Here is an 18,622-nt window from a genome sequence, read left to right on the forward strand (position 1 = left end):
CCTTTGATAAGAAGTATGTTCTTATCCTGACTACGTCGAGCCCGGTGCTAAGCGAGGGGGCGAGCAATGACAAGTTGGATCAACGAAAATTCCAAAACATATCTAGAATGGATTTCATGCGCATTTTGGTCACCGGCGGTGCCGGCTATATCGGATCCCACACAGTTCTTCTGCTTCTTGAAGAGGGACACGAGGTTCATGTATTCGACAACCTAAGTAACTCTTCGCCCGAGGCCCTACACAGGGTCGCCGAATTGACCGGAAAGAATGCCGTCCTTCACGTGGGGGACCTGCTGGACACGGGTCGTCTGGAAGAAGTATTTGAATTGGCTCGCCCGGAAGCAGTGATCCACTTTGCAGGGCTTAAGGCAGTGGGGGAGTCCGTGGCCAAGCCGCTCACCTACTACCGCAACAACGTGACAGGCACGCTTAACCTTCTGGAGATCATGGATGCCCACGATGTCCGCACATTTGTGTTCAGTTCCTCTGCGACGGTTTATGGAGAAACGCAGGAGTTGCCAATCACCGAAACCACCGCACTTTCAGCCACCAACCCCTATGGGCGCACGAAACTGCATATTGAGTTCATGCTGGATGACTTGGCGGCGTCCGACCCTCGCTGGTCGATTGCCAAGCTCCGCTACTTCAATCCCGTTGGCTCCCACGAGTCGGGGCGGATCGGCGAAGACCCTCAGGGCATCCCCAACAACTTGATGCCTTTCATCGCACAGGTAGCTGTGGGTGTGCGCGAAAAGGTCAGCGTCTTTGGCAGCGATTACCCGACGCCGGATGGCACCGGAGTGCGTGACTACATTCACGTGGTCGACTTGGGTGCCGGCCATTTGGCTGCTCTTGAATACCTGCAGGACCACGGCGGGCTTCATGCCTGGAACCTCGGAACGGGACACGGGTCCTCGGTCCTGGAAGTTATCCAGGCGTTCGCGCGAACATCAAAGCAAGAGATTCCCTACGAGGTTGTTGACCGTCGTCCCGGTGACGTCGCGGCAAGCTATGCAGACCCGAGCCTGGCCCGCGAAGAAATCGGTTGGAAGGCTGAACGCGGCCTTGAACAAATGGTCGAAGACATGTGGCGTTGGCAATCGACCAACCCAACTGGTTACCCGGACGTGCCAGGGGTTCCTGTCGGGGACGAAGACCCGCTGCTTCCCTCCAACGAGCCGAAGACCCCGGCAACCGACGAATCCGATCCAGAAGAAACGACTAAGGTATAACGCATGCGTATTGCTCGTTTTGTAGTTGATGGTGACCCGATGTACGGAGTTGTTGAAGGCGATGACGTTCTTGTCATCGCCGGTGACCCCTTCTTTCAGGGCATCAAGCCCACCGGTGCCAAGCACAAGCTTGAAGATGTCCGCTTGCTGGCGCCGATCATTCCTCGTTCCAAGGTCATTGGCTTTGGACGCACTTATACGGATCACGCGGCCGAACTCGGGAACGAGGTTCCAGCCGAACCCCTGATGTTCCTGAAGCCAAACACAGCGGTGGTCGGTTCCGGTGACCCGATTACATTGCCAAGCTTCTCAGATGAGATTTCTTACGAAGGCGAACTTGCCGTCGTCATTGGAAGAATCTGCAAGGATGTGCCGGCTGAAAAGGCCGGCGATGTGATTTTCGGTTACACCGTTGCCAACGACCTCACCGCTCGCGATGCACAACGGACCGACGGTCAATGGGCGCGGGCCAAGGGCTGGGACGGTTCCTGCCCGTTGGGTCCTTGGATCCAGACGGAGCTGGACCAGGACGATACCCAGTTGACCACCCGCCTGGACGGAAAAGTAGTTCAGGACAGCAACACCTCGGAAATGGTCTGGAGCGTAAACGACCTGGTTGCCTATGCTTCTCAGGCCTTCACGTTGCTTCCCGGCGATGTGATTCTCACGGGTACGCCGGCAGGCGTCGGACTTGTCACCGATGGTCAGCGTGTGGAGATTGAAATTGAGGGAATCGGAACCCTCAGCAATCCGTTCCGTCGCTAATCTTGCGACAGTTTCGATTCCGATGCGGGCCCCGAGTAAACTCATTGAGTTCTTGGGGCCCGCGTTGGTTTCCGGGAAGGCTCGAACGGCCGCTCCTGTAAGGTTCAGCAGACCATCGCCCGTGGCGGCATAGAATAGACGCATCATGACTGATGTAGCCCTCATTCCCACTGTGACCGATGAAACTCCCGTCCGCGTACGCTTCTGCCCGTCCCCGACCGGCACCCCGCACGTTGGCCTAATCCGCACCGCCCTGTTCAACTGGGCATATGCGCGCCACACCGGCGGCAAGATGATCTTCCGCATCGAAGACACGGATGCCAAGCGTGACTCCGAAGAAAGCTACAACCAGTTGCTTGACGCACTGGATTGGCTCGGTATCACCTGGGACGAAGGCGTAAACGTTGGTGGCCCGCACGAACCGTACCGCCAGTCCCAGCGCGGTGACATCTACCAGGATGTCATCGCAAAGCTGCGCGAGGCAGGTCACCTGTATGAGTCCTTCTCCACTCCGGAAGAAGTGGAAGCCCGCCACAAAGAGGCCGGCCGCGACCCGAAGCTGGGTTACGACGGATTCGACCGCGACCTGTCCGAAGAGCAGATCGCCGCGTACCGCGCGGAGGGTCGCGAACCGGTGTTGCGTGTCCGCATGCCGGATGAAGACATCACCTTCACCGACCTTGTACGCGGCGAAATCACGTTCAAGCCGGGAACCGTCCCGGACTTTGTGGTAGTTCGGGCCAACGGCCAGCCGCTTTACACCTTGGTCAACCCGGTTGACGACGCGCTCATGGGGATCACCCATGTTCTTCGCGGCGAAGACCTGCTCTCCTCGACCCCGCGCCAGATCGCGCTCTACCGGGCCTTGATCGACGTCAAGGTTGCCCAGTACATGCCGCTCTTTGGCCACCTGCCGTATGTCATGGGTCAGGGAAACAAGAAGCTCTCCAAGCGTGATCCGGAATCAAGCCTCTTCCTGCACCGCGACCGCGGATTCATTCCCGAGGGCCTGCTCAACTACCTCTCGCTGCTGGGTTGGTCCCTGAGCGCCGACGAGGACATCTTCACGCGTGAGCAGCTCATCGAGGCATTCGACGTCCACAACGTGCTGTCCAACCCTGCGCGTTTCGACATCAAGAAGGCCGAAGCCATCAACGGCACCCACGTGCGCATGCTGGACGCCGCTGACTTCCGTGATCGCCTGATTCCCTACCTGCAGGCCAACGAGCTTGTCGGCGCGGAATTGACCGAACGTCAGCAGGAAATCCTCGCCGAGGCCGCGCCTCTTGTCCAGGAGCGCATCACCCTGTTGGGCGAAGCCCCCGAGATGCTGGAATTCCTCTTCCGCGAGGACTCGGAAATCATTCCGGCCGCGGATGCCCTGAAGGGACTTCCGGAAAACACCGCCGAAATCCTTGACGCAGGCATCGCCGCACTCGAGGCCGCACCCGAGTGGACCGCAGAGTCCATCCAAGAAGCGCTGAAGTCGGCCTTGGTCGAGGGGTTGGGTATCAAGCCGCGTCACGCGTTCGGACCCATCCGCACTGCCGTGTCCGGCAAGCGCATTTCACCGCCGCTCTTTGAATCCATGGTGATTCTTGGCAAGGAATCCTCGCTCGCACGAGTTCGCGCCTTCCGGGCCACTCGGTAGCGAAGACAAAAAACGTGGAAAACACGACTAACGCCCTCAACTCAACTGACGGATTCACGTCCGTCGCCCGAGTTGAGGGCGTTCTTTTTGACATCGATGACACCCTGGTTGACCTGAACTCTGCCGCGATCAAGGGTTTCCACCTTTTGACCGCCGAGGACTTCGAAAACGTCCCTATTGATGACCGCCACCGCATTGCGCAGGATTACGCCGACGACGGCGCCGGCGCCTATGAACGCTACATGTCCGGAGAACTTACCTTTCTTGGACAGCGCGTTGAGCGCATCAAGCGAGCCTATGCGCTTGCGGAGTTGGATGCTCCGCCGGCCGAAGCGCTGGGTGCCTGGAGTGTTGCTTACGAACGAGCGGTGCGCAGCTTATGGGCGCCTTTCCCCGACGTCCACGGATGCCTTGATGAGTTGGATGCGATGGGCATTCCCTATGGGGCGGTGAGCAACAACGTGGAAAGCTACCAGCGTGACAAGCTCAGGGCCTCGGGCCTTGAGCGGATTGCAGTATTAGTAGGTTCGGATACGGCCGGTGCGCCGAAGCCGGATCCGCGTCCGTTCCACGCCGGTTGCCGGCTGCTCGGGACTTCAATCGGAGCCACCCTTTATGTTGGGGATAACCCCATCAACGATGTTCAAGGCGCTCAAGATGCGGGACTGCTCGGAATCCTATTGAACCGTGCCCCAGATCACAAAAGTGACTCTGCGAAGTTCATTGAAAATCTGGCCTCATTACCCCGCTTGATCACCGGAAACACGGGGTTTTTAGGCGCCGCGGGGTGGCGGTAGTCCCCGATTTGTACTTTGCGCCAATCCGCCTGTATAGTTATTTCTCGTGCTGAGGCGCAGGAAAGCTTCCGAAAAGGAAAGCTGGAGAGCGAATCAACGCTGTGGGGTATGGTGTAATTGGCAACACACTGGTTTCTGGTACCAACATTCTAGGTTCGAGTCCTGGTACCCCAGCGCTACGGTCTTCGCGAAAGCGAGGGCCGGTCTGCTTGGGGGCGAAAGTCCCACAAGTGGAGCATACGGCCCCATCGTATAGCGGCCTAGTACGCTGCCCTCTCACGGCGGTAACGCGGGTTCGAATCCCGCTGGGGTCACGATTCATGTGAATCGGACGGCAACAGTCCTAAAACGTTGCAGCTATGCGGCCCCATCGTATAGCGGCCTAGTACGCTGCCCTCTCACGGCGGTAACGCGGGTTCGAATCCCGCTGGGGTCACCAGCACGAATGGTTCCAAACTTCGGTTTGGGACCATTCGTCTTTAACTGACATTCTCTAGGTTGGACCAATTTCCCCCAAGTCACGATAAATCTGCAGACTATTTGGCATGATGTAGTTGTGACTACTAGTAATGTCCCCGAACCGGCCAGCGCCCCAAAGGCTTCCGCTGCGCCTGCGGATGCGGAAGCCATCAGATTGCTCTCCGCCGTTCGAGACCAATTGTCTGGTGAGTTGCTTCCCCTCGAGATCGCCGGGGCGGCTGTTGCCCGGGAAAACGCACGCACGGCAGTTGAGCAGCTGGACGACTACATACTGCCGCGTTACCGTAGCTTGGACGCGCCGCTGCTCGCAGTTGTGGGCGGTTCAACAGGCGCAGGCAAGTCAACTTTGGTCAATGCAATCGTTGGACATCCGGTAACCCGGGCCGGCGCCATCAGGCCAACCACTCGCCAACCAATCCTGCTGCACCACCCGGAGGACCTGCCGTGGCTTGAAACCGATCGCATACTTCCAGGGCTTCGACGCATCGTTGGAACTCAGGTCGCAGAGGGGCGCATGTTGCCCGCAGACCAGGTCGGCGTGGATCCGGATCCTTCCATGGTCGATTCCATCATCCTGATCAGGGACGATGCCGTGCCCCGCGGTGTGGCCATCCTGGACGCCCCGGATGTGGATTCCATTTCCGACGAAAACCGTCGCCTTGCCGGACAGCTTCTGGCGGCCGCCGATCTTTGGGTGTTCGTGACCACGGCAAACCGCTATGCCGATGCCGTTCCCTGGAAGCTGCTTTCCGAGGCTGCTGCGCGAAATATCACCGTTTCAATTGTTTTGGACCGTGTGCCGGCCGGTGTCGAACCCGAAGTCTCGGCAGACCTGAGGGGCATGCTTCAGCGTGAGGGCCTGGGCTCAGCGCGACTATTTGTGGTGCGCGAGTACCAGCTCGACGAATTGGAGATGCTGCCTGCAGGGGCCGTGGGTGACATCAAGTCATGGTTGGGGGAGATTGCCGCCAACAGTGAATCACGTGCTGTCATCGCCCGCCAAACGCTAGCCGGTGTCATGAGTCAGCTTGCCAACCGCAACGACGCCATTGCTTCGGCGATGGTGGAACAAATAGCCAGCGCCGGGCGGCTGGAATCCTATGTCGCCGAGGCGTTTGCTCAGGCCAAGGACGGCATTCGCCTGGCCGTTCAGGATGGCACGTTGTTGCGCGGGGAGGTTTTGGCCAGGTGGCAGGATTTCGTGGGGACGGGGGAATTCTTCCGATCCCTCGAATCCGGAATCGGACGGCTACGTGACAGGATAGGGGCATTTTTCACGGGAAAACCGCAACCCGTGGACCGTGTGGAGAAAGCCATTGAAAGCGGTCTGCACGCGGTGGTGGTGGACCAGACGGCAAAAGCCTGTGAGACCGCCGAGGACCGATGGCGGGCCGACCCTGCGGGCAAGGCGCTCATTGAGGGCGGTGACCTCGGCAGTCCGAGTTCGGACTTCTCGGACAGGGTTGCAGGGCAAGTGCGGGCCTGGCAACTGGACCTCATGGATATCATCCGTTCGGAAGGCGCCAACAAGCGCATGACCGCCCGCATGGTGTCGTTTGGAATCAATGGCGTGGCGGTTGCCTTGATGGTTGTTGTCTTCGCGTCAACCGCCGGCCTGACAGGGTTGGAAGTGGGAATCGCCGGCGGGTCTGCCGTGGTGGGACAAAAACTTCTTGAGGCTATCTTTGGCGAGGACGCGGTACGGCGGTTGGCCAAGAAGGCAATGGAGAGCCTCGAGCAGCGCTGTGAGTCCCTTCTGGAGCTGGAACGAGACAGATTCCTGTCACGGCTAGGAGGCATGCCGGACAAGCAAGTACTCGAGAACATGAATCAATATTCGGCAGCCATTCGCCGACTGGCCCGGGAGCAGGGTGCATGAGCCGTCGTCGATCCGAATCCGTGCTTAGCCCGCTTGAACTTCGTTTGGAGGCGCTCAAGGAAGCTACTGAGCTTGGAAATGAACGCCTTGGGTCGCAGGAAAGTGCCGCCTCCTGGGCTGTACTTGAACGCGCCGCTGCGCGCAGGACGCTGTCTTCCGAACACACGGTTGTCGGATTCTTCGGCGCGACCGGCAGCGGGAAGTCGTCGCTCTTTAACGCAGTGGTTGGGGAAGACATTGCCCGGGTTGCTGCAACCAGGCCGACAACCAGCCGGCCGCTTGCCGGAATCTGGGGCGCGCAGGGGTCTGATCCGCTACTCGATTGGTTGGAGGTCAATGACCGTCGTTTCCTGGACTCGCCATTGCGGCTGGCCAAGAAGGGGGTCTTTGGATCCGAAAAAGAAGCCAACGGTCTCATACTTTTGGACTTGCCGGACTTTGATTCCAAGATTCTTGCCAACCGGGAAATAGCCACAAAATTGGCAGGACAAGTAGATGTCCTGATCTGGGTGCTTGATCCGCAAAAATATGCTGACGCAGCAGTGCACCACGACTTCATCAAACCGCTGTCCGCACATGGTGCCGTCACCCTCGTTGTACTCAACCAAATCGACAAGCTGCGCGAGGAGCAACGAGCCCCGGTCATGACGTCGCTGCGTTCCATACTCGAACGCGACGGGCTCCGGAATCCAAGACTTATCGGCGTCTCAGCGGTGACCGGAGAGGGTATTGAGGGACTTCGCCAGGAAATCGCAAAAGTCGTAACAGCGCGGAGTGCCGCGTCGAACAGGCTTGCCGCGGACGTAGCGACGATTGCCTATCGTCTGGGCGAGGGGCACAGCGTAGAGGAACTCAAAACACCGTCAGACAACGCAAAACGCGAGTTGATACAAAACCTGGCGACCGCATCCGGCGTAGACACCGTGGTGGACGCCGTCCGCACTTCATACCGTCTCGATGCCCACAAGAAAACGGGATGGCCACTGACTAGGTGGCTGTCAAAGATCCGACCGGATCCATTGCGCAGGTTGAACCTGAAAAGCACCGATGTAAACCCGAAGCTCAATCGCACGTCCCTTCCGGCAGCGGGGTTGGCCCAACGCGCACAAGCCGACTCTGCGGTGCGCGCCTTTGCCGATGGCGCAGGAGCTGGCGCACCCGAGCCATGGAAGGCATCCATCCGCCGTGAGGCGCGCCGGCGGGGGCAGGAACTGCCCGACCGCCTCGACCAGGCCATTGCGAACACCGACGTGAAAGCAACAAAAGGCTCATGGTGGTGGCCATTGGTATCGGTGATTCAATGGATATCCCTCGCTACGGCACTTGCCGGAGCGTTGTGGTTGGGGGCTCTTGCCGCAGTGCAGTATCTGCAGTTCAGCCTCCCGCCGGCGCCCAAGGTAGAGGGCATCCCGGTACCAACGTTGATGCTAATCTTGGGGATTCTGCTTGGCCTGGTCTTGGGCGTCCTCAGCGGGATCGCTGCACGGATTGGTGGCTCCGGACGTGCCCGCAAAGCCAGAAAGTCCTTGCTCAGCGCGGTGGCTTCCGTGGTGGAAGAAACCGTTGTCGGCCCGGTCGACGCAGAAATCAATCGACACAATCAATTCATTGGAGCTCTACGACGTGCCAGAGGCTGAGAATCTAACCGTTGGCAATCTAGGCGAAAGTGGACTGTTGGCGCGCATCCTGCCACGGTTGCGCGGCGCGGAGCCCTTGCTTGGTCCCGGTGACGATGCTGCGATGATTGCCGCGCCCGGAGGGGCCTTCGTCATCACCGTTGATACCTTGGTGGAGAATCAGGATTTTCGGCTTCACTGGCCCAGTGGCTTCGAAAGCAGCGGTTTTGACGTCGGCTGGAAATCCGCAGCGCAAAACCTCTCCGACGTCAATGCGATGGGGGCATACGCCACCGCGGCCGTCATTTCGCTGACTCTTCCTCACTCAACACCGGTGAGTTGGGTAGAGGAGTTGGCAGAAGGATTCAGTGCTGCGGTTCGTGAGCTGGGGGCATCGAACTGTTCAATTGCGGGCGGGGATCTGGGGCGGGGGAGCGAGGTTTCGGTCACTGCCGCTGTCACTGGTGCTCTGGCGACGGGAAAACCCATCCTCAGGTCCGGCGCCAAGCCTGGTGATGTCGTGGCCGTCAACGGCGTGCTGGGGGTCGCCGCGGCAGGTCTGGCCCTGCTTGATTCGACTCTGCCCTCGGCTGACTGGACTCAAGCAGAGGCTGACATCGCGCAAGGACAGCGACGCCCAAAGCCGCCGCTCCACGCTGGCCCCGAGGCTGCCCGCGCAGGAGCAACCGCAATGATGGATCTCTCCGACGGGCTGCTTAAAGACGGCCAGCGGATGGCAGCCGCCAGTGGCGCGCACATGTGTTTCGAGCGAAATGCACTGCTCAATGACATTGAAAGACTAGAGCCGATCGCCAGTGTGCTCGGCGGCGATCCGCTCCGATGGGTCCTTGCAGGGGGAGAAGACCACGGCCTTTTGGCCACGTTCCCGTCGGATGCGGCACTGCCACCAGGGTTCAGGCCGGTCGGGTTTGTGCTGGCGCTTGAAATCGGGGAGTCCAACCCAAGGGTCTATCTTGATGGGTTGATGCAGAGCACATCCACTGGATACGACCATTTCGAAGGATAGTTAGTCAGGCTCCGGCGGGCGTGCACAAGGAGTTGCGAAATACGACTGCCTAGTCACCGGTCTTTCGAAGCGCTTCGCTCAGGGCATTTGCGGTTTGAACCACTACCTCCTGGTGGGCGCGACCGGGCTGGCGGGAGAGCCGCTCGATAGGGCCGGACATGGAAACGGCGGCAATGACCCGTCCCGACGGGCCGCGAACAGGCGCCGAAACTGAAGCCACCCCAGGCTCACGTTCGCCCAGGCTCTGGGCCCACCCGCGGCGGCGCACGCCGGCCAGGATGGTGGGGGTAAAGCGCGCGCCCTGGAGTCCGTCAAGGAGACGTTCGTGGTCTTCCCATGCCAGCAAGACCTGCGCGGCGGATCCAGCCTTCATCGAAAGCTGGGTTCCCACGGGAATCGTGTCTCGAAGTCCGACCGGTCGTTCGGCCGATGCGACGCATACGCGGAAGTCTCCCTGGCGGCGGAAGACCTGGGTGCTTTCGCCGGTGCTGTCACGGAGCTGGATGAGCAACGGGCCTGCGGCGGCGATGAGGCGGTCCTCTCCCGCGGCCGAGGCAAGTTCGACGAGCCTGCCGCCCAAGACGAATCGCCCATGGATGTCCTTGCCCACCAGGCGGTGGTGAACCAGGGCCTGGGCCAGCCGGTGCACCGTTGGGCGGGAGATTTTGGTGACGGTAACCAGCTGCGCCAACGAGGTGGGTCCCGCCTCGAGGGCGTTGAGAATTTGGGCCGCTTTATCGATGACGCCGACGCCACTTGATGTGTCCATACTATGATATTGACGTCTCACTATTTGAGATGCAAATCCATGTAGTGGATATTACGTGGCCCGCGGTGGAACAGTTGATGCATAAGACTTTTATCAAGCGAGGGAGTCGGTTATGGCCGCACACCAGGCAGCACAGACGCTGGCCGAAAAAGTATGGAACGCACACGTTGTGCGCAAGGGCGAAGGGGTAGGCGCTGCGCGCCAGCCGGACCTGATCTTCATCGACCTGCACTTGGTTCACGAAGTGACCTCGCCGCAGGCCTTCGAGGGCCTGCGGTTGGCCGGCCGAAAGCTCCGTCGCCCGGACCTCACGATTGCGACCGAGGACCACAACACTCCCACGCTGGAAATCGACAAGCCGATTGCGGACCTGACCAGCCGAACCCAGATTGAAACCCTGCGGAAGAACTGCGCGGAGTTCGGCGTCCGCCTGCATTCCTTGGGCGACAAGGAGCAGGGCATCGTCCACGTGGTGGGTCCGCAGCTGGGCCTGACCCAGCCCGGCATGACAGTCGTCTGCGGCGATTCGCACACCTCCACCCACGGTGCCTTCGGTGCGCTTGCCTTTGGCATTGGCACCTCAGAGGTCGAGCACGTGATGGCCACGCAGTCACTCTCCCTGAAGCCATTCAAGACCATGGCCATCAACGTCGAGGGAACCCTGAAGCCGGGCGTGACCTCCAAGGACATCATCTTGGCCGTCATTGCCAAGATCGGCACCGGCGGCGGCCAGGGCTACGTGCTTGAATACCGGGGCTCGGCCATCCGCGCGCTGTCCATGGATGCGCGCATGACGATCTGCAACATGTCCATCGAGGCCGGAGCCCGCGCCGGCATGGTCGCACCGGATGCAACGACTTACGAATACATCCAGGGTCGACCGCATGCCCCGCAGGGTGCGGACTGGGATGCCGCGGTCGCCGAATGGGAGACCCTGGCTACCGACGAAGGCGCAACCTTTGACGCAGAGGTGTTCCTCGACGCCGATGAACTCGAACCGTTCGTAACCTGGGGTACGAACCCGGGGCAGGGCGTCTCGCTGTCGGCAAAGGTTCCGGCCCCGGAAGACTTCGAGGATGAGAACGCACGCGCCGCTTGTGAGCGCGCCCTCACCTACATGGGCCTCGAGGCCGGCACGCCGATGAAAGACATTCGCGTTGACACCGTGTTCCTGGGCTCTTGCACCAACAGCCGAATGGAAGACCTGCGCGCTGCCGCCGCGATCATTGAGGGCCAGAAAAAGGACCCCAATGTCCGGATGATTGTGGTTCCCGGTTCGGCACGGGTTCGGCTCGAGGCGGAAGCCGCTGGCCTGGACAAGATCTTCATCGACTTCGGTGCCGAGTGGCGTTTTGCCGGCTGCTCGATGTGCCTGGGCATGAACCCCGACCAGCTCGCCGAAGGGGAGCGCTGCGCTTCGACCTCAAACCGCAACTTTGAAGGCCGGCAGGGCAAGGGTGGCCGTACGCACCTCGTTTCCCCGGTTGTCGCAGCAGCCACCGCAATCCGTGGGACGCTGTCCTCGCCGTCGGATCTCGCCACAGCTTCAGCCTCCACCACCGTCGCCTAAGGATCGATCATGGAAAAAATTACAACCCACACCGGTGTTGGTGTTCCTCTGCGCCAGAGCAACGTGGACACCGACCAGATCATTCCGGCCGTCTATCTCAAGAGAATCACACGCACCGGGTTTGAGGACGCCTTGTTTGCCGGTTGGCGCAAGGACTCGTCCTTCATCCTGAACCAGGAGCCGTACTCAGCCGGCTCCGTGCTTGTCGCCGGCCCCGACTTCGGCACTGGGTCCTCCCGTGAGCACGCGGTGTGGGCGCTCAAGGACTATGGATTCAAGGCCGTCCTCTCGTCGCGATTCGCCGATATCTTCCGCGGCAACTCCGGCAAGCAGGGGCTTGTCGCCGCAGAGGTTGCACAAAGCGACATCGAGCTGATCTGGAAGGAAATCGAGAATCACCCGGGCACCGAGATTACGGTCAATCTCGAATCCCGCACGGTGACCTGCGGCTCGATCATTGCCCCGTTTGAGATTGATGACTACACCCGGTGGCGCCTTATGGAAGGTCTGGACGACATCGGACTGACGCTCCAACACGAAGATGAGATCACAGCCTTCGAAAACGAGCGCCCGGCCTTCAAGCCCACGACGCTTCCTGCAAAGTACTCTTAACTCTTTGCTGATCGCGTAAATGCGCGCGGTGCATTCGATGTCGATAAGACTAATCAAGCCCGAATTGGGTAGGGTTCTTCGGATGCAAGCCGCTCAAACGCGACGGGCGTTACAGCCCGCATACAGCCCCCGGCAATGCCGGGGGCTGTATGCTTACTAAGTCTTACCTTCGGTTTCGAAGGACAAACAATTTGGTGAGGTTCTTAAGTTCATGGGGAAAGTCCTAACGATTCATGGTGGCGTGCCACTTAAAGGAAAAGTGACCGTCCGAGGCGCCAAGAATTTGGTACCCAAGGCCATGGTCGCCGCCCTATTGGCGGATTCTCCCTCGGTTCTTCGCAACGTCCCGGAGATCAAAGACGTAGCAGTGGTTACCAGCCTGCTCAAGATTCACGGCGTCACGGTCATCAAGGATGAAATCACCGGGGATCTGACCATGGATCCAGCTGGCACCAAAACGGCCACCAGCAACGAGATCGATACCCACGCCGGTGATTCACGCATCCCCATTCTCTTCTGCGGGCCATTGCTTCACAGCCTGGGCGAAGCCCTTATTCCGAACCTTGGCGGCTGCAAAATCGGCGACCGTCCCATCGATTTCCACTTGGAAGTCTTACGGAATTTCGGTGCAGTCATCGACAAGGCAGGACCCCTGGGTACGAGCATTCGCGCTCCCCACGGTCTGACGGGCGCAAAGATTTCTCTACCGTACCCAAGCGTGGGCGCCACCGAGCAGGTTCTGCTGACGGCGGTTCGTGCCAAGGGCACCACCGAACTTGAAAACGCGGCAGTCGAGCCGGAAATCCTCGATCTGATCTCTCTCTTGCAGAAGATGGGCGCAATCATCACGGTTCAGCGTGACCGCGTGATCCGGATCGTGGGTGTGGATCGCCTCTCCGGCTACAACCACAAGGCCCTTCCGGATCGCAATGAATCTGCTTCGTGGGCCTCGGCCGCATTGGTGACCAAGGGCGATATTTTTGTCGAGGGAGCGGCCCAGCGGGACCTGACTGCCTTCTTGCACACTTACCGCCAGATTGGTGGCGAATTCGAGGTTCTGGATACCGGCATCCGTTTCTACCACCCAGGTGGAGAACTGAAGCCCCTCATGCTCGAGACCGATGTTCACCCCGGTTTCATGACCGACTGGCAGCAGCCCCTTGTTGTTGCGTTGACCCAGGCCGAGGGCGTTTCCATCATCCACGAAACGGTTTACGAAAACCGTTTCGGATTCACCAGTGCCTTGGTGGAGATGGGTGCACAGGTCCAGTTGCACAGCGAATGCCTCGGCGCGATTCCTTGCCGCTTCGGCCAGCGCAATTTCCAGCACTCAGCGATCATCTCCGGCCCGACCGTGATGAAGGGTGCCGATATCGACATCCCCGATCTCCGCGGCGGCTTCTCGCATCTCATTGCGGCCTTGGCTGCCGAAGGCACCAGCCACGTGACGGGAATCGAATTGATCAACCGCGGCTACGAGAAGTTCATGGACAAGCTCACCGATCTCGGTGCGCGAGTCGAAATGAATGAAATCGCCTAGTCCGCATAGGCTAATTTGCATGAAAGAATCACGCGGTACTAGAGCCGTGTTTGCTGTAGCTGCAGGAATCGTCCGGCCGGTCATGAATCTGATGATCAGCCGGACCTGGAAGGGTTTTGACAAACTTCCGGCTGGCGGCTTTATCCTGTGTCCCAACCACGTCACGGAGATTGATCCGTTGGTCGTGGGTCATGCGGTCTACAGCAACAAGCGCTATCCCCGATACCTGGCCAAGGAATCCTTGTTCAAGGTGCCGGTGCTCGGTTTTGTGTTGCGGAAAACCGGGCAGATCCCCGTGGCACGCACGAGCGCCGGTGCCTCGGAGTCGCTCCTCGCGGCCCGCAAGGTGCTGGATGCCAACGGCGTGATCATTATTTACGCAGAGGGAACCCTGACGCGCGATCCGGACCTGTGGCCGATGCGTGGGCACACAGGTGCGGCACGCCTCGCTCTGCAGACCGGCGCCCCGGTGATTCCCATGGGACATTGGGGCGCGCAGGACCTGTTTCCTCGGTATGCCAAGGGCATCAAGCTGTTCCCGCGCAAGCGGGTAACCGTTAATATCGGCGATCCCGTGGACCTGGACGACCTCCGAGGCTTGCCCATGACTCGCTCCGTATTGAACGAAGCAACCGAGCGAATTATGCGGGCCATTGCCAACGACGTGGCCGAGCTACGTGGCGAAGATGCTCCTGAGATTCTTTGGGACCCAGCCGCCCACGGACAAGCGATCAAGGGAAGAAACTTTGAACGCGGATCCGCTTCGGACAAACCGGAAGGCAAATAATTGAGATCCCTGCCAAAAAAAATCGCGGTCATGGGAGCCGGCAGCTGGGGAACAACCTTTGCCAAGGTTCTCGCCGACTCGGGTTCGGAAGCCGGGCGTAGGGTGATGGTGTGGGCGCGTCGTGAAGAGGTTGCCGTTGAAATCAACACCCGCCACACAAACTCACGATACCTACGTGAAACGCAGCTACCGTCAAACATCACCTCCTCCTCGGATCCCCGCGAAGTCCTGGCTGGTGCCGACCTGGTCGTCCTCGCCGTTCCAGCGCAAAGCCTCAGAGAGCAGCTGCGGTCCTTCCGGGATGCGATCGAACCAGGCGCCGTGCTCGTCTCCCTGATGAAGGGTCTCGAACGAGATACGGATGCCCGCATGAGTGAAGTGATTGCGGCGGAGGTTGATATCGATCCCGAGCGTATCGCTGTGCTGTCCGGACCAAACCTGGCCATGGAGATCGCACGCAAGCAGCCGACGGCTTCCGTTGTTGCTTGTTCCGACATTGAAACGGCGGCGTGGATTGCGGCACTCTGCTCCACCGAATACTTCCGCCCGTACACCAACACCGACCTCATCGGTGTTGAAATCGGCGGTATCGCCAAGAACGTGATTGCCCTCGCCGTGGGCATCTGCGACGGTATGGGAATGGGCGACAACACCAAGTCATCCATCATTACCCGTGGCCTTGCCGAGACCACACGCCTGGCTTTGGCATTGGGCGGAAAGTACGAAACCCTGTCGGGCCTTGCGGGTCTGGGCGACCTGGTTGCCACATGCTCATCCTCACTCTCGCGCAACAACACCGCAGGACGTCTCCTGGGACAAGGGCTGTATCTAGACGAGGTCAACGACCGGATGTCCCAAACTGCCGAGGGCATCAAATCGGGTCGTGCCGTGTTGGACCTTGCCATCCGCAACAATGTCGAGGTTCCCATCACCGAAGCCGTGGTCATGGTACTTGAAGGCACCCTGAGCGTTGAAAACATGGGGGCGCGCCTCCTGGGTCGCGAACTGAAATCCGAAGGGGAACTCCAATGAGTCCAACAAACACCCGCAAGCCTCGTGTCTTGCTCTTGTTCGGGGGTCGCTCGTCAGAGCACCCGGTTAGCTGCGTAACCGCCGCAGGCGTTCTTGACGCCATTGACCGTGAAAAGTACGACGTGGTTCCGGTCGGAATCACCCGTGAGGGCGCATGGACGCTGGTGGACCAGGATGTGGCCACATGGTCGCTGGCCGGCAGTGCAAAGCCCGAGGTAACTGCAGGGAAAGAAATTCTGCGGCTCACCGGCGAGCCGGGCCGCCACGAGCTCCTGGCTTCCGGGCCGTCACACGAAATCCGGAACCTGGGAGACATTGATCTGGTCTTCCCGCTGCTCCACGGGCCGTTCGGCGAGGACGGCTCACTTCAGGGAATGCTTGAAATGGCCGACGTCCCATATGTGGGTTCGGGCATCGCTGCCAGTGCCATTGGCATGGACAAGCATTTCATGAAGGTTGTGTTCGAGGCTGCCGGCTTTGAGGTCGGACCGTATGTCGTCATTACCGACAAGCAGTGGGGACGCGATCGCGCGTCTGCGCTGGATTCGGTCAAGGGCCTCGAATACCCACTCTTCGTCAAGCCCGCCCGTGCAGGTTCTTCAGTCGGTATTTCGCGGGTTGACACCCCCGATGCGCTTGAGGCAGCGATTGAGGCAGCCCGGATCCATGACCCGAAGGTTGTCGTGGAGCAGGGAATCGTCGGTCGAGAAATCGAATGCGGAGTTCTCGAGGGACGGGGACACCTTGCACCACGTGCGTCGATGCCGGGCGAGATTTCGGTATCAAATGACGGACATACGTTCTACGATTTTGATGCGAAGTACGTAGACGGCGCGGCAGCCCAACTGAGCTGCCCAGCGGCCTTGTCTGAGGAGGCAACGGCTGAAATTCGCGAACTGGCAGCCAAAGCCTTTGACGCTGTCAACGCCGAAGGCCTCTCACGGGTTGACTTCTTTTACACCGAAGACGGCAAATGGATCATCAACGAGATCAACACCATGCCAGGGTTCACGCCCTCGAGCATGTACCCGCACATGTGGGCCAAGACCGGCATCGAGTATGCCGAGCTCATCGATGAGCTGATTCATCTGGGACTGAACCGCAAGACCGGGCTTCGCTAGAAAAGTTCGACATGCAAAAGGGGTTGTTGCCTTGGCAACAACCCCTTTTGCATGTCGAAAGACTATGGAATGTCTTCCGATTTGGTGACGTCAGTGCAATGCCGTTGGGCAGGAATCTTTGAAGCGGCGGTTCCTAGGGAAGCCAGGACTGTGCTTGACGGAATCACATTCGGATCAAAGATGAGCTCAGTGGCCGGAGTGCGCCCATAGGTCGTCAAGGTCCAGCTTTTCTCACCTTGCTTGGCAAGCCAGTCAACACCGTTAACGGTGACACAGGGGTCGGTTGACGGCGGAGGGGGAGTCACCCCACAGCGGAGGACAAGCTGTGAGGGGTCCCCCCACACAGCCGTAGCCTGGCTATTGGTCTGGCGCTTTTGCTGGTCGGAGATTTCAGAGGGAAGCAGCACCATCATCTCGGCGCATAGGGGATTCCCCGCGTCATCGGCAGCTTGCACGTTTGCGATGGAACTGCAGCCGGTGAGGACAGCCAAGCCGACTACTGCACCGGCGATGGCGGTCGAGAAGCGCCGTTTGGCGGGAGTTGAAACTGACTTAACACTGAACAAACACTGTGAATTTGGGGCTGTGGGATTCGAAACTGTCATTCTAGGCACTTAAACAGCCTACCGGTCGTGGGAGATGACTAGGATGTAATGGAGTATTTTGATGAGAGGCATAAATGACATATCCGCATGAGTCCTTCGAGGACACCAGCAGTGAATCGCCCAAGAAGAAACGAACTGGGCGGGCCGTCTTGCTGGGTGCACTGGCACTCGTCTTGATCGGGTTGTTGGCGGCCGGCGGATACCTGTTCACTCTTGCTCGCGCGTTTGACGACGGAACCAACAAGCTTGCAGGCGCGTTTCCGGAAGAATCACTGCGCCCCCAGAAATCCGGGGAATCCAGTGGCGCGGTCAATATCCTTCTTCTAGGTAATGACTCGCGTGCGAAGAGCCAGGGTGAAGAGAACTTTGCCTCGCTGCCCAATGGCGGGCGTTCCGACACCATGATGCTCGTCCACATTCCGTCAGATCGGAAGGGCATCTATGTAACTTCGATCATGCGTGATACTTGGCTGGACATCCCGGGGCACGGGAAGGCAAAGATCAATGCCGCATTTGCCTATGGAGGGGTGCCGCTTGCAGTCCAAACGCTGGAAGGCCTGCTGAACACCCGTATCGACCATGTCGCATCTATCGATTTTGAAGGATTCAAGGGACTCACAGATGCCTTGGGCGGAGTGCAAATCAACAACCCGATTGCGTTCTCCCCGACTACGTCCAAGAATCTTCATTTCCCGCAGGGCGTCCAAACGCTCAACGGCGACGAAGCCCTTGCCTTTGTTCGTGAACGCCATGCGTTCAAGGACGGCGACTACCAGCGCGTACGCAATCAGCAGCTGTATATTAAGGCCGTTCTGGGTAAGCTGACGTCCAGGGATACATTGACCGACCCGGGAAAAATCTTGGAAAGCGTCAGGCAGCTTGCGCCATATGTCGCCGTGGACGAGTCATTGGATGCCATAAAGGTGGCGCAGATTGGCGCTACCATGCCCGGAATCAGTTCGGGTGACATGAACTTCTTCACGCTTCCCAACAAGGGAACAGGTCGGTCAGCCGACGGCCAGTCCATCGTTGTTCCCGACATGGCAATCATCGATGAATTCGCAAATGCATTGAACAAAGACAACGTCGCCCAGTTCGTAGAGGACAACGACCTCTAAAGGTAAAGAAATCATTCACAC

16 protein-coding genes and 3 tRNA genes are annotated in these 18,622 nt (G+C 59.3%); 17 read left to right on the forward strand and 2 right to left on the reverse strand.

Annotation, left to right across the window (positions count from 1 at the left end):
• Positions 1 to 116 precede the first annotated feature (116 nt).
• The 10 genes from galE to thiL all read left to right on the forward strand — a co-directional run bounded on the left by galE (position 117) and on the right by thiL (position 9,447).
• The gene (gene galE, locus ACFY5D_RS00130) at positions 117 to 1,232 is read left to right on the forward strand and encodes a UDP-glucose 4-epimerase GalE (RefSeq protein ID WP_387523335.1); all 1,116 of its coding nucleotides are present in this window, start codon (positions 117 to 119) and stop codon (positions 1,230 to 1,232) included.
• A 3-nt stretch (positions 1,233 to 1,235) separates the two neighbouring features.
• Positions 1,236 to 1,997: a fumarylacetoacetate hydrolase family protein gene (locus ACFY5D_RS00135; RefSeq protein WP_387523338.1), complete on the forward strand. Its 762-nt coding sequence runs from the start codon at positions 1,236 to 1,238 to the stop codon at positions 1,995 to 1,997.
• Between the two features lie 145 nt (positions 1,998 to 2,142).
• Positions 2,143 to 3,648, forward strand: coding sequence for a glutamate--tRNA ligase (gene gltX / locus ACFY5D_RS00140; protein WP_387523341.1), 1,506 nt, complete (start codon positions 2,143 to 2,145; stop codon positions 3,646 to 3,648).
• Between the two features lie 14 nt (positions 3,649 to 3,662).
• The gene (locus ACFY5D_RS00145; RefSeq protein WP_387523344.1) at positions 3,663 to 4,445 is read left to right on the forward strand and encodes an HAD family hydrolase; all 783 of its coding nucleotides are present in this window, start codon (positions 3,663 to 3,665) and stop codon (positions 4,443 to 4,445) included.
• A gap of 102 nt (positions 4,446 to 4,547) precedes the next feature.
• Positions 4,548 to 4,619 (forward strand) — tRNA-Gln (locus tag ACFY5D_RS00150).
• Positions 4,620 to 4,686: 67 nt separating this feature from the next.
• Positions 4,687 to 4,759, forward strand: a tRNA-Glu gene (locus ACFY5D_RS00155).
• Positions 4,760 to 4,808: 49 nt separating this feature from the next.
• A tRNA-Glu gene (locus tag ACFY5D_RS00160) sits at positions 4,809 to 4,884 on the forward strand.
• Positions 4,885 to 5,001: 117 nt separating this feature from the next.
• Positions 5,002 to 6,804, forward strand: a complete 1,803-nt coding sequence (locus ACFY5D_RS00165) for a dynamin family protein (RefSeq protein WP_387523347.1) — start codon at positions 5,002 to 5,004, stop codon at positions 6,802 to 6,804.
• The gene (locus tag ACFY5D_RS00170; protein ID WP_387523349.1) at positions 6,801 to 8,441 is read left to right on the forward strand and encodes a GTPase; all 1,641 of its coding nucleotides are present in this window, start codon (positions 6,801 to 6,803) and stop codon (positions 8,439 to 8,441) included. The genes ACFY5D_RS00165 and ACFY5D_RS00170 overlap by 4 nt, the downstream gene beginning before the upstream one ends.
• On the forward strand, positions 8,413 to 9,447 hold the full coding sequence (thiL, locus tag ACFY5D_RS00175) for a thiamine-phosphate kinase (RefSeq protein WP_387523352.1): 1,035 nt from the start codon (positions 8,413 to 8,415) through the stop codon (positions 9,445 to 9,447). Before ACFY5D_RS00170 ends, thiL begins: the two co-directional genes overlap by 29 nt.
• Positions 9,448 to 9,496: 49 nt before the next feature.
• On the opposite strand, the gene ACFY5D_RS00180 is transcribed toward thiL, so the two are convergent.
• Positions 9,497 to 10,216 carry an IclR family transcriptional regulator gene (locus ACFY5D_RS00180; RefSeq protein WP_387523355.1) on the reverse strand — a complete coding sequence of 240 codons (720 nt, stop codon included), beginning with the start codon at positions 10,214 to 10,216 and terminating at the stop codon, positions 9,497 to 9,499.
• Positions 10,217 to 10,328: 112 nt separating this feature from the next.
• Between ACFY5D_RS00180 and leuC the strand changes: the two genes are divergently transcribed.
• From leuC to ACFY5D_RS00210, 6 genes are all read left to right on the forward strand, one after another.
• A complete protein-coding gene (gene leuC / locus ACFY5D_RS00185; protein WP_387523358.1) occupies positions 10,329 to 11,786 on the forward strand; it encodes a 3-isopropylmalate dehydratase large subunit in 1,458 nt (485 codons plus the stop codon).
• 9 nt (positions 11,787 to 11,795) lie between these two features.
• Entirely contained in the window at positions 11,796 to 12,398 is a 603-nt protein-coding gene (gene leuD, locus ACFY5D_RS00190) for a 3-isopropylmalate dehydratase small subunit (protein ID WP_387523361.1), read from the forward strand.
• Between the two features lie 211 nt (positions 12,399 to 12,609).
• Positions 12,610 to 13,938 (forward strand): UDP-N-acetylglucosamine 1-carboxyvinyltransferase, encoded by a 1,329-nt coding sequence (gene murA, locus ACFY5D_RS00195; RefSeq protein WP_387523364.1) that lies wholly within the window; start codon positions 12,610 to 12,612, stop codon positions 13,936 to 13,938.
• Between the two features lie 19 nt (positions 13,939 to 13,957).
• Entirely contained in the window at positions 13,958 to 14,725 is a 768-nt protein-coding gene (locus ACFY5D_RS00200; RefSeq protein WP_387523366.1) for a lysophospholipid acyltransferase family protein, read from the forward strand.
• 30 nt (positions 14,726 to 14,755) lie between these two features.
• A complete protein-coding gene (locus tag ACFY5D_RS00205; protein WP_387527501.1) occupies positions 14,756 to 15,757 on the forward strand; it encodes an NAD(P)H-dependent glycerol-3-phosphate dehydrogenase in 1,002 nt (333 codons plus the stop codon).
• Positions 15,754 to 16,878 carry a D-alanine--D-alanine ligase family protein gene (locus ACFY5D_RS00210; protein ID WP_387523369.1) on the forward strand — a complete coding sequence of 375 codons (1,125 nt, stop codon included), beginning with the start codon at positions 15,754 to 15,756 and terminating at the stop codon, positions 16,876 to 16,878. Before ACFY5D_RS00205 ends, ACFY5D_RS00210 begins: the two co-directional genes overlap by 4 nt.
• A 62-nt stretch (positions 16,879 to 16,940) precedes the next feature.
• Here ACFY5D_RS00210 and ACFY5D_RS00215 read toward each other — a convergent pair whose 3' ends face one another.
• Positions 16,941 to 17,483, reverse strand: coding sequence for a DUF3515 domain-containing protein (locus ACFY5D_RS00215; protein WP_387523372.1), 543 nt, complete (start codon positions 17,481 to 17,483; stop codon positions 16,941 to 16,943).
• Positions 17,484 to 17,557: 74 nt separating this feature from the next.
• On the opposite strand from ACFY5D_RS00215, the gene ACFY5D_RS00220 reads away from it, so the two are divergent.
• A complete protein-coding gene (locus tag ACFY5D_RS00220; protein WP_387523375.1) occupies positions 17,558 to 18,601 on the forward strand; it encodes an LCP family protein in 1,044 nt (347 codons plus the stop codon).
• Positions 18,602 to 18,622 lie beyond the last annotated feature (21 nt).

This window comes from Paeniglutamicibacter sp. NPDC012692, assembly GCF_042901625.1.
GTDB lineage: Bacteria > Actinomycetota > Actinomycetes > Actinomycetales > Micrococcaceae > Paeniglutamicibacter.

Coding starts and splice junctions, on each gene's coding strand:
- leuD (WP_387523361.1), top strand. CDS start 11,796: ATGGAAAAAATTACAACCCACACCGGTGTTGGTGTTCCTCTGCGCCAG.
- gltX (WP_387523341.1), top strand. CDS start 2,143: ATGACTGATGTAGCCCTCATTCCCACTGTGACCGATGAAACTCCCGTC.
- ACFY5D_RS00220 (WP_387523375.1), top strand. CDS start 17,558: ATGACATATCCGCATGAGTCCTTCGAGGACACCAGCAGTGAATCGCCC.
- ACFY5D_RS00170 (WP_387523349.1), top strand. CDS start 6,801: ATGAGCCGTCGTCGATCCGAATCCGTGCTTAGCCCGCTTGAACTTCGT.
- leuC (WP_387523358.1), top strand. CDS start 10,329: ATGGCCGCACACCAGGCAGCACAGACGCTGGCCGAAAAAGTATGGAAC.
- ACFY5D_RS00135 (WP_387523338.1), top strand. CDS start 1,236: ATGCGTATTGCTCGTTTTGTAGTTGATGGTGACCCGATGTACGGAGTT.
- murA (WP_387523364.1), top strand. CDS start 12,610: ATGGGGAAAGTCCTAACGATTCATGGTGGCGTGCCACTTAAAGGAAAA.
- ACFY5D_RS00215 (WP_387523372.1), bottom strand. CDS start 17,483: ATGACAGTTTCGAATCCCACAGCCCCAAATTCACAGTGTTTGTTCAGT.
- ACFY5D_RS00205 (WP_387527501.1), top strand. CDS start 14,756: ATGGGAGCCGGCAGCTGGGGAACAACCTTTGCCAAGGTTCTCGCCGAC.
- ACFY5D_RS00180 (WP_387523355.1), bottom strand. CDS start 10,216: ATGGACACATCAAGTGGCGTCGGCGTCATCGATAAAGCGGCCCAAATT.
- ACFY5D_RS00200 (WP_387523366.1), top strand. CDS start 13,958: ATGAAAGAATCACGCGGTACTAGAGCCGTGTTTGCTGTAGCTGCAGGA.
- ACFY5D_RS00210 (WP_387523369.1), top strand. CDS start 15,754: ATGAGTCCAACAAACACCCGCAAGCCTCGTGTCTTGCTCTTGTTCGGG.
- galE (WP_387523335.1), top strand. CDS start 117: ATGCGCATTTTGGTCACCGGCGGTGCCGGCTATATCGGATCCCACACA.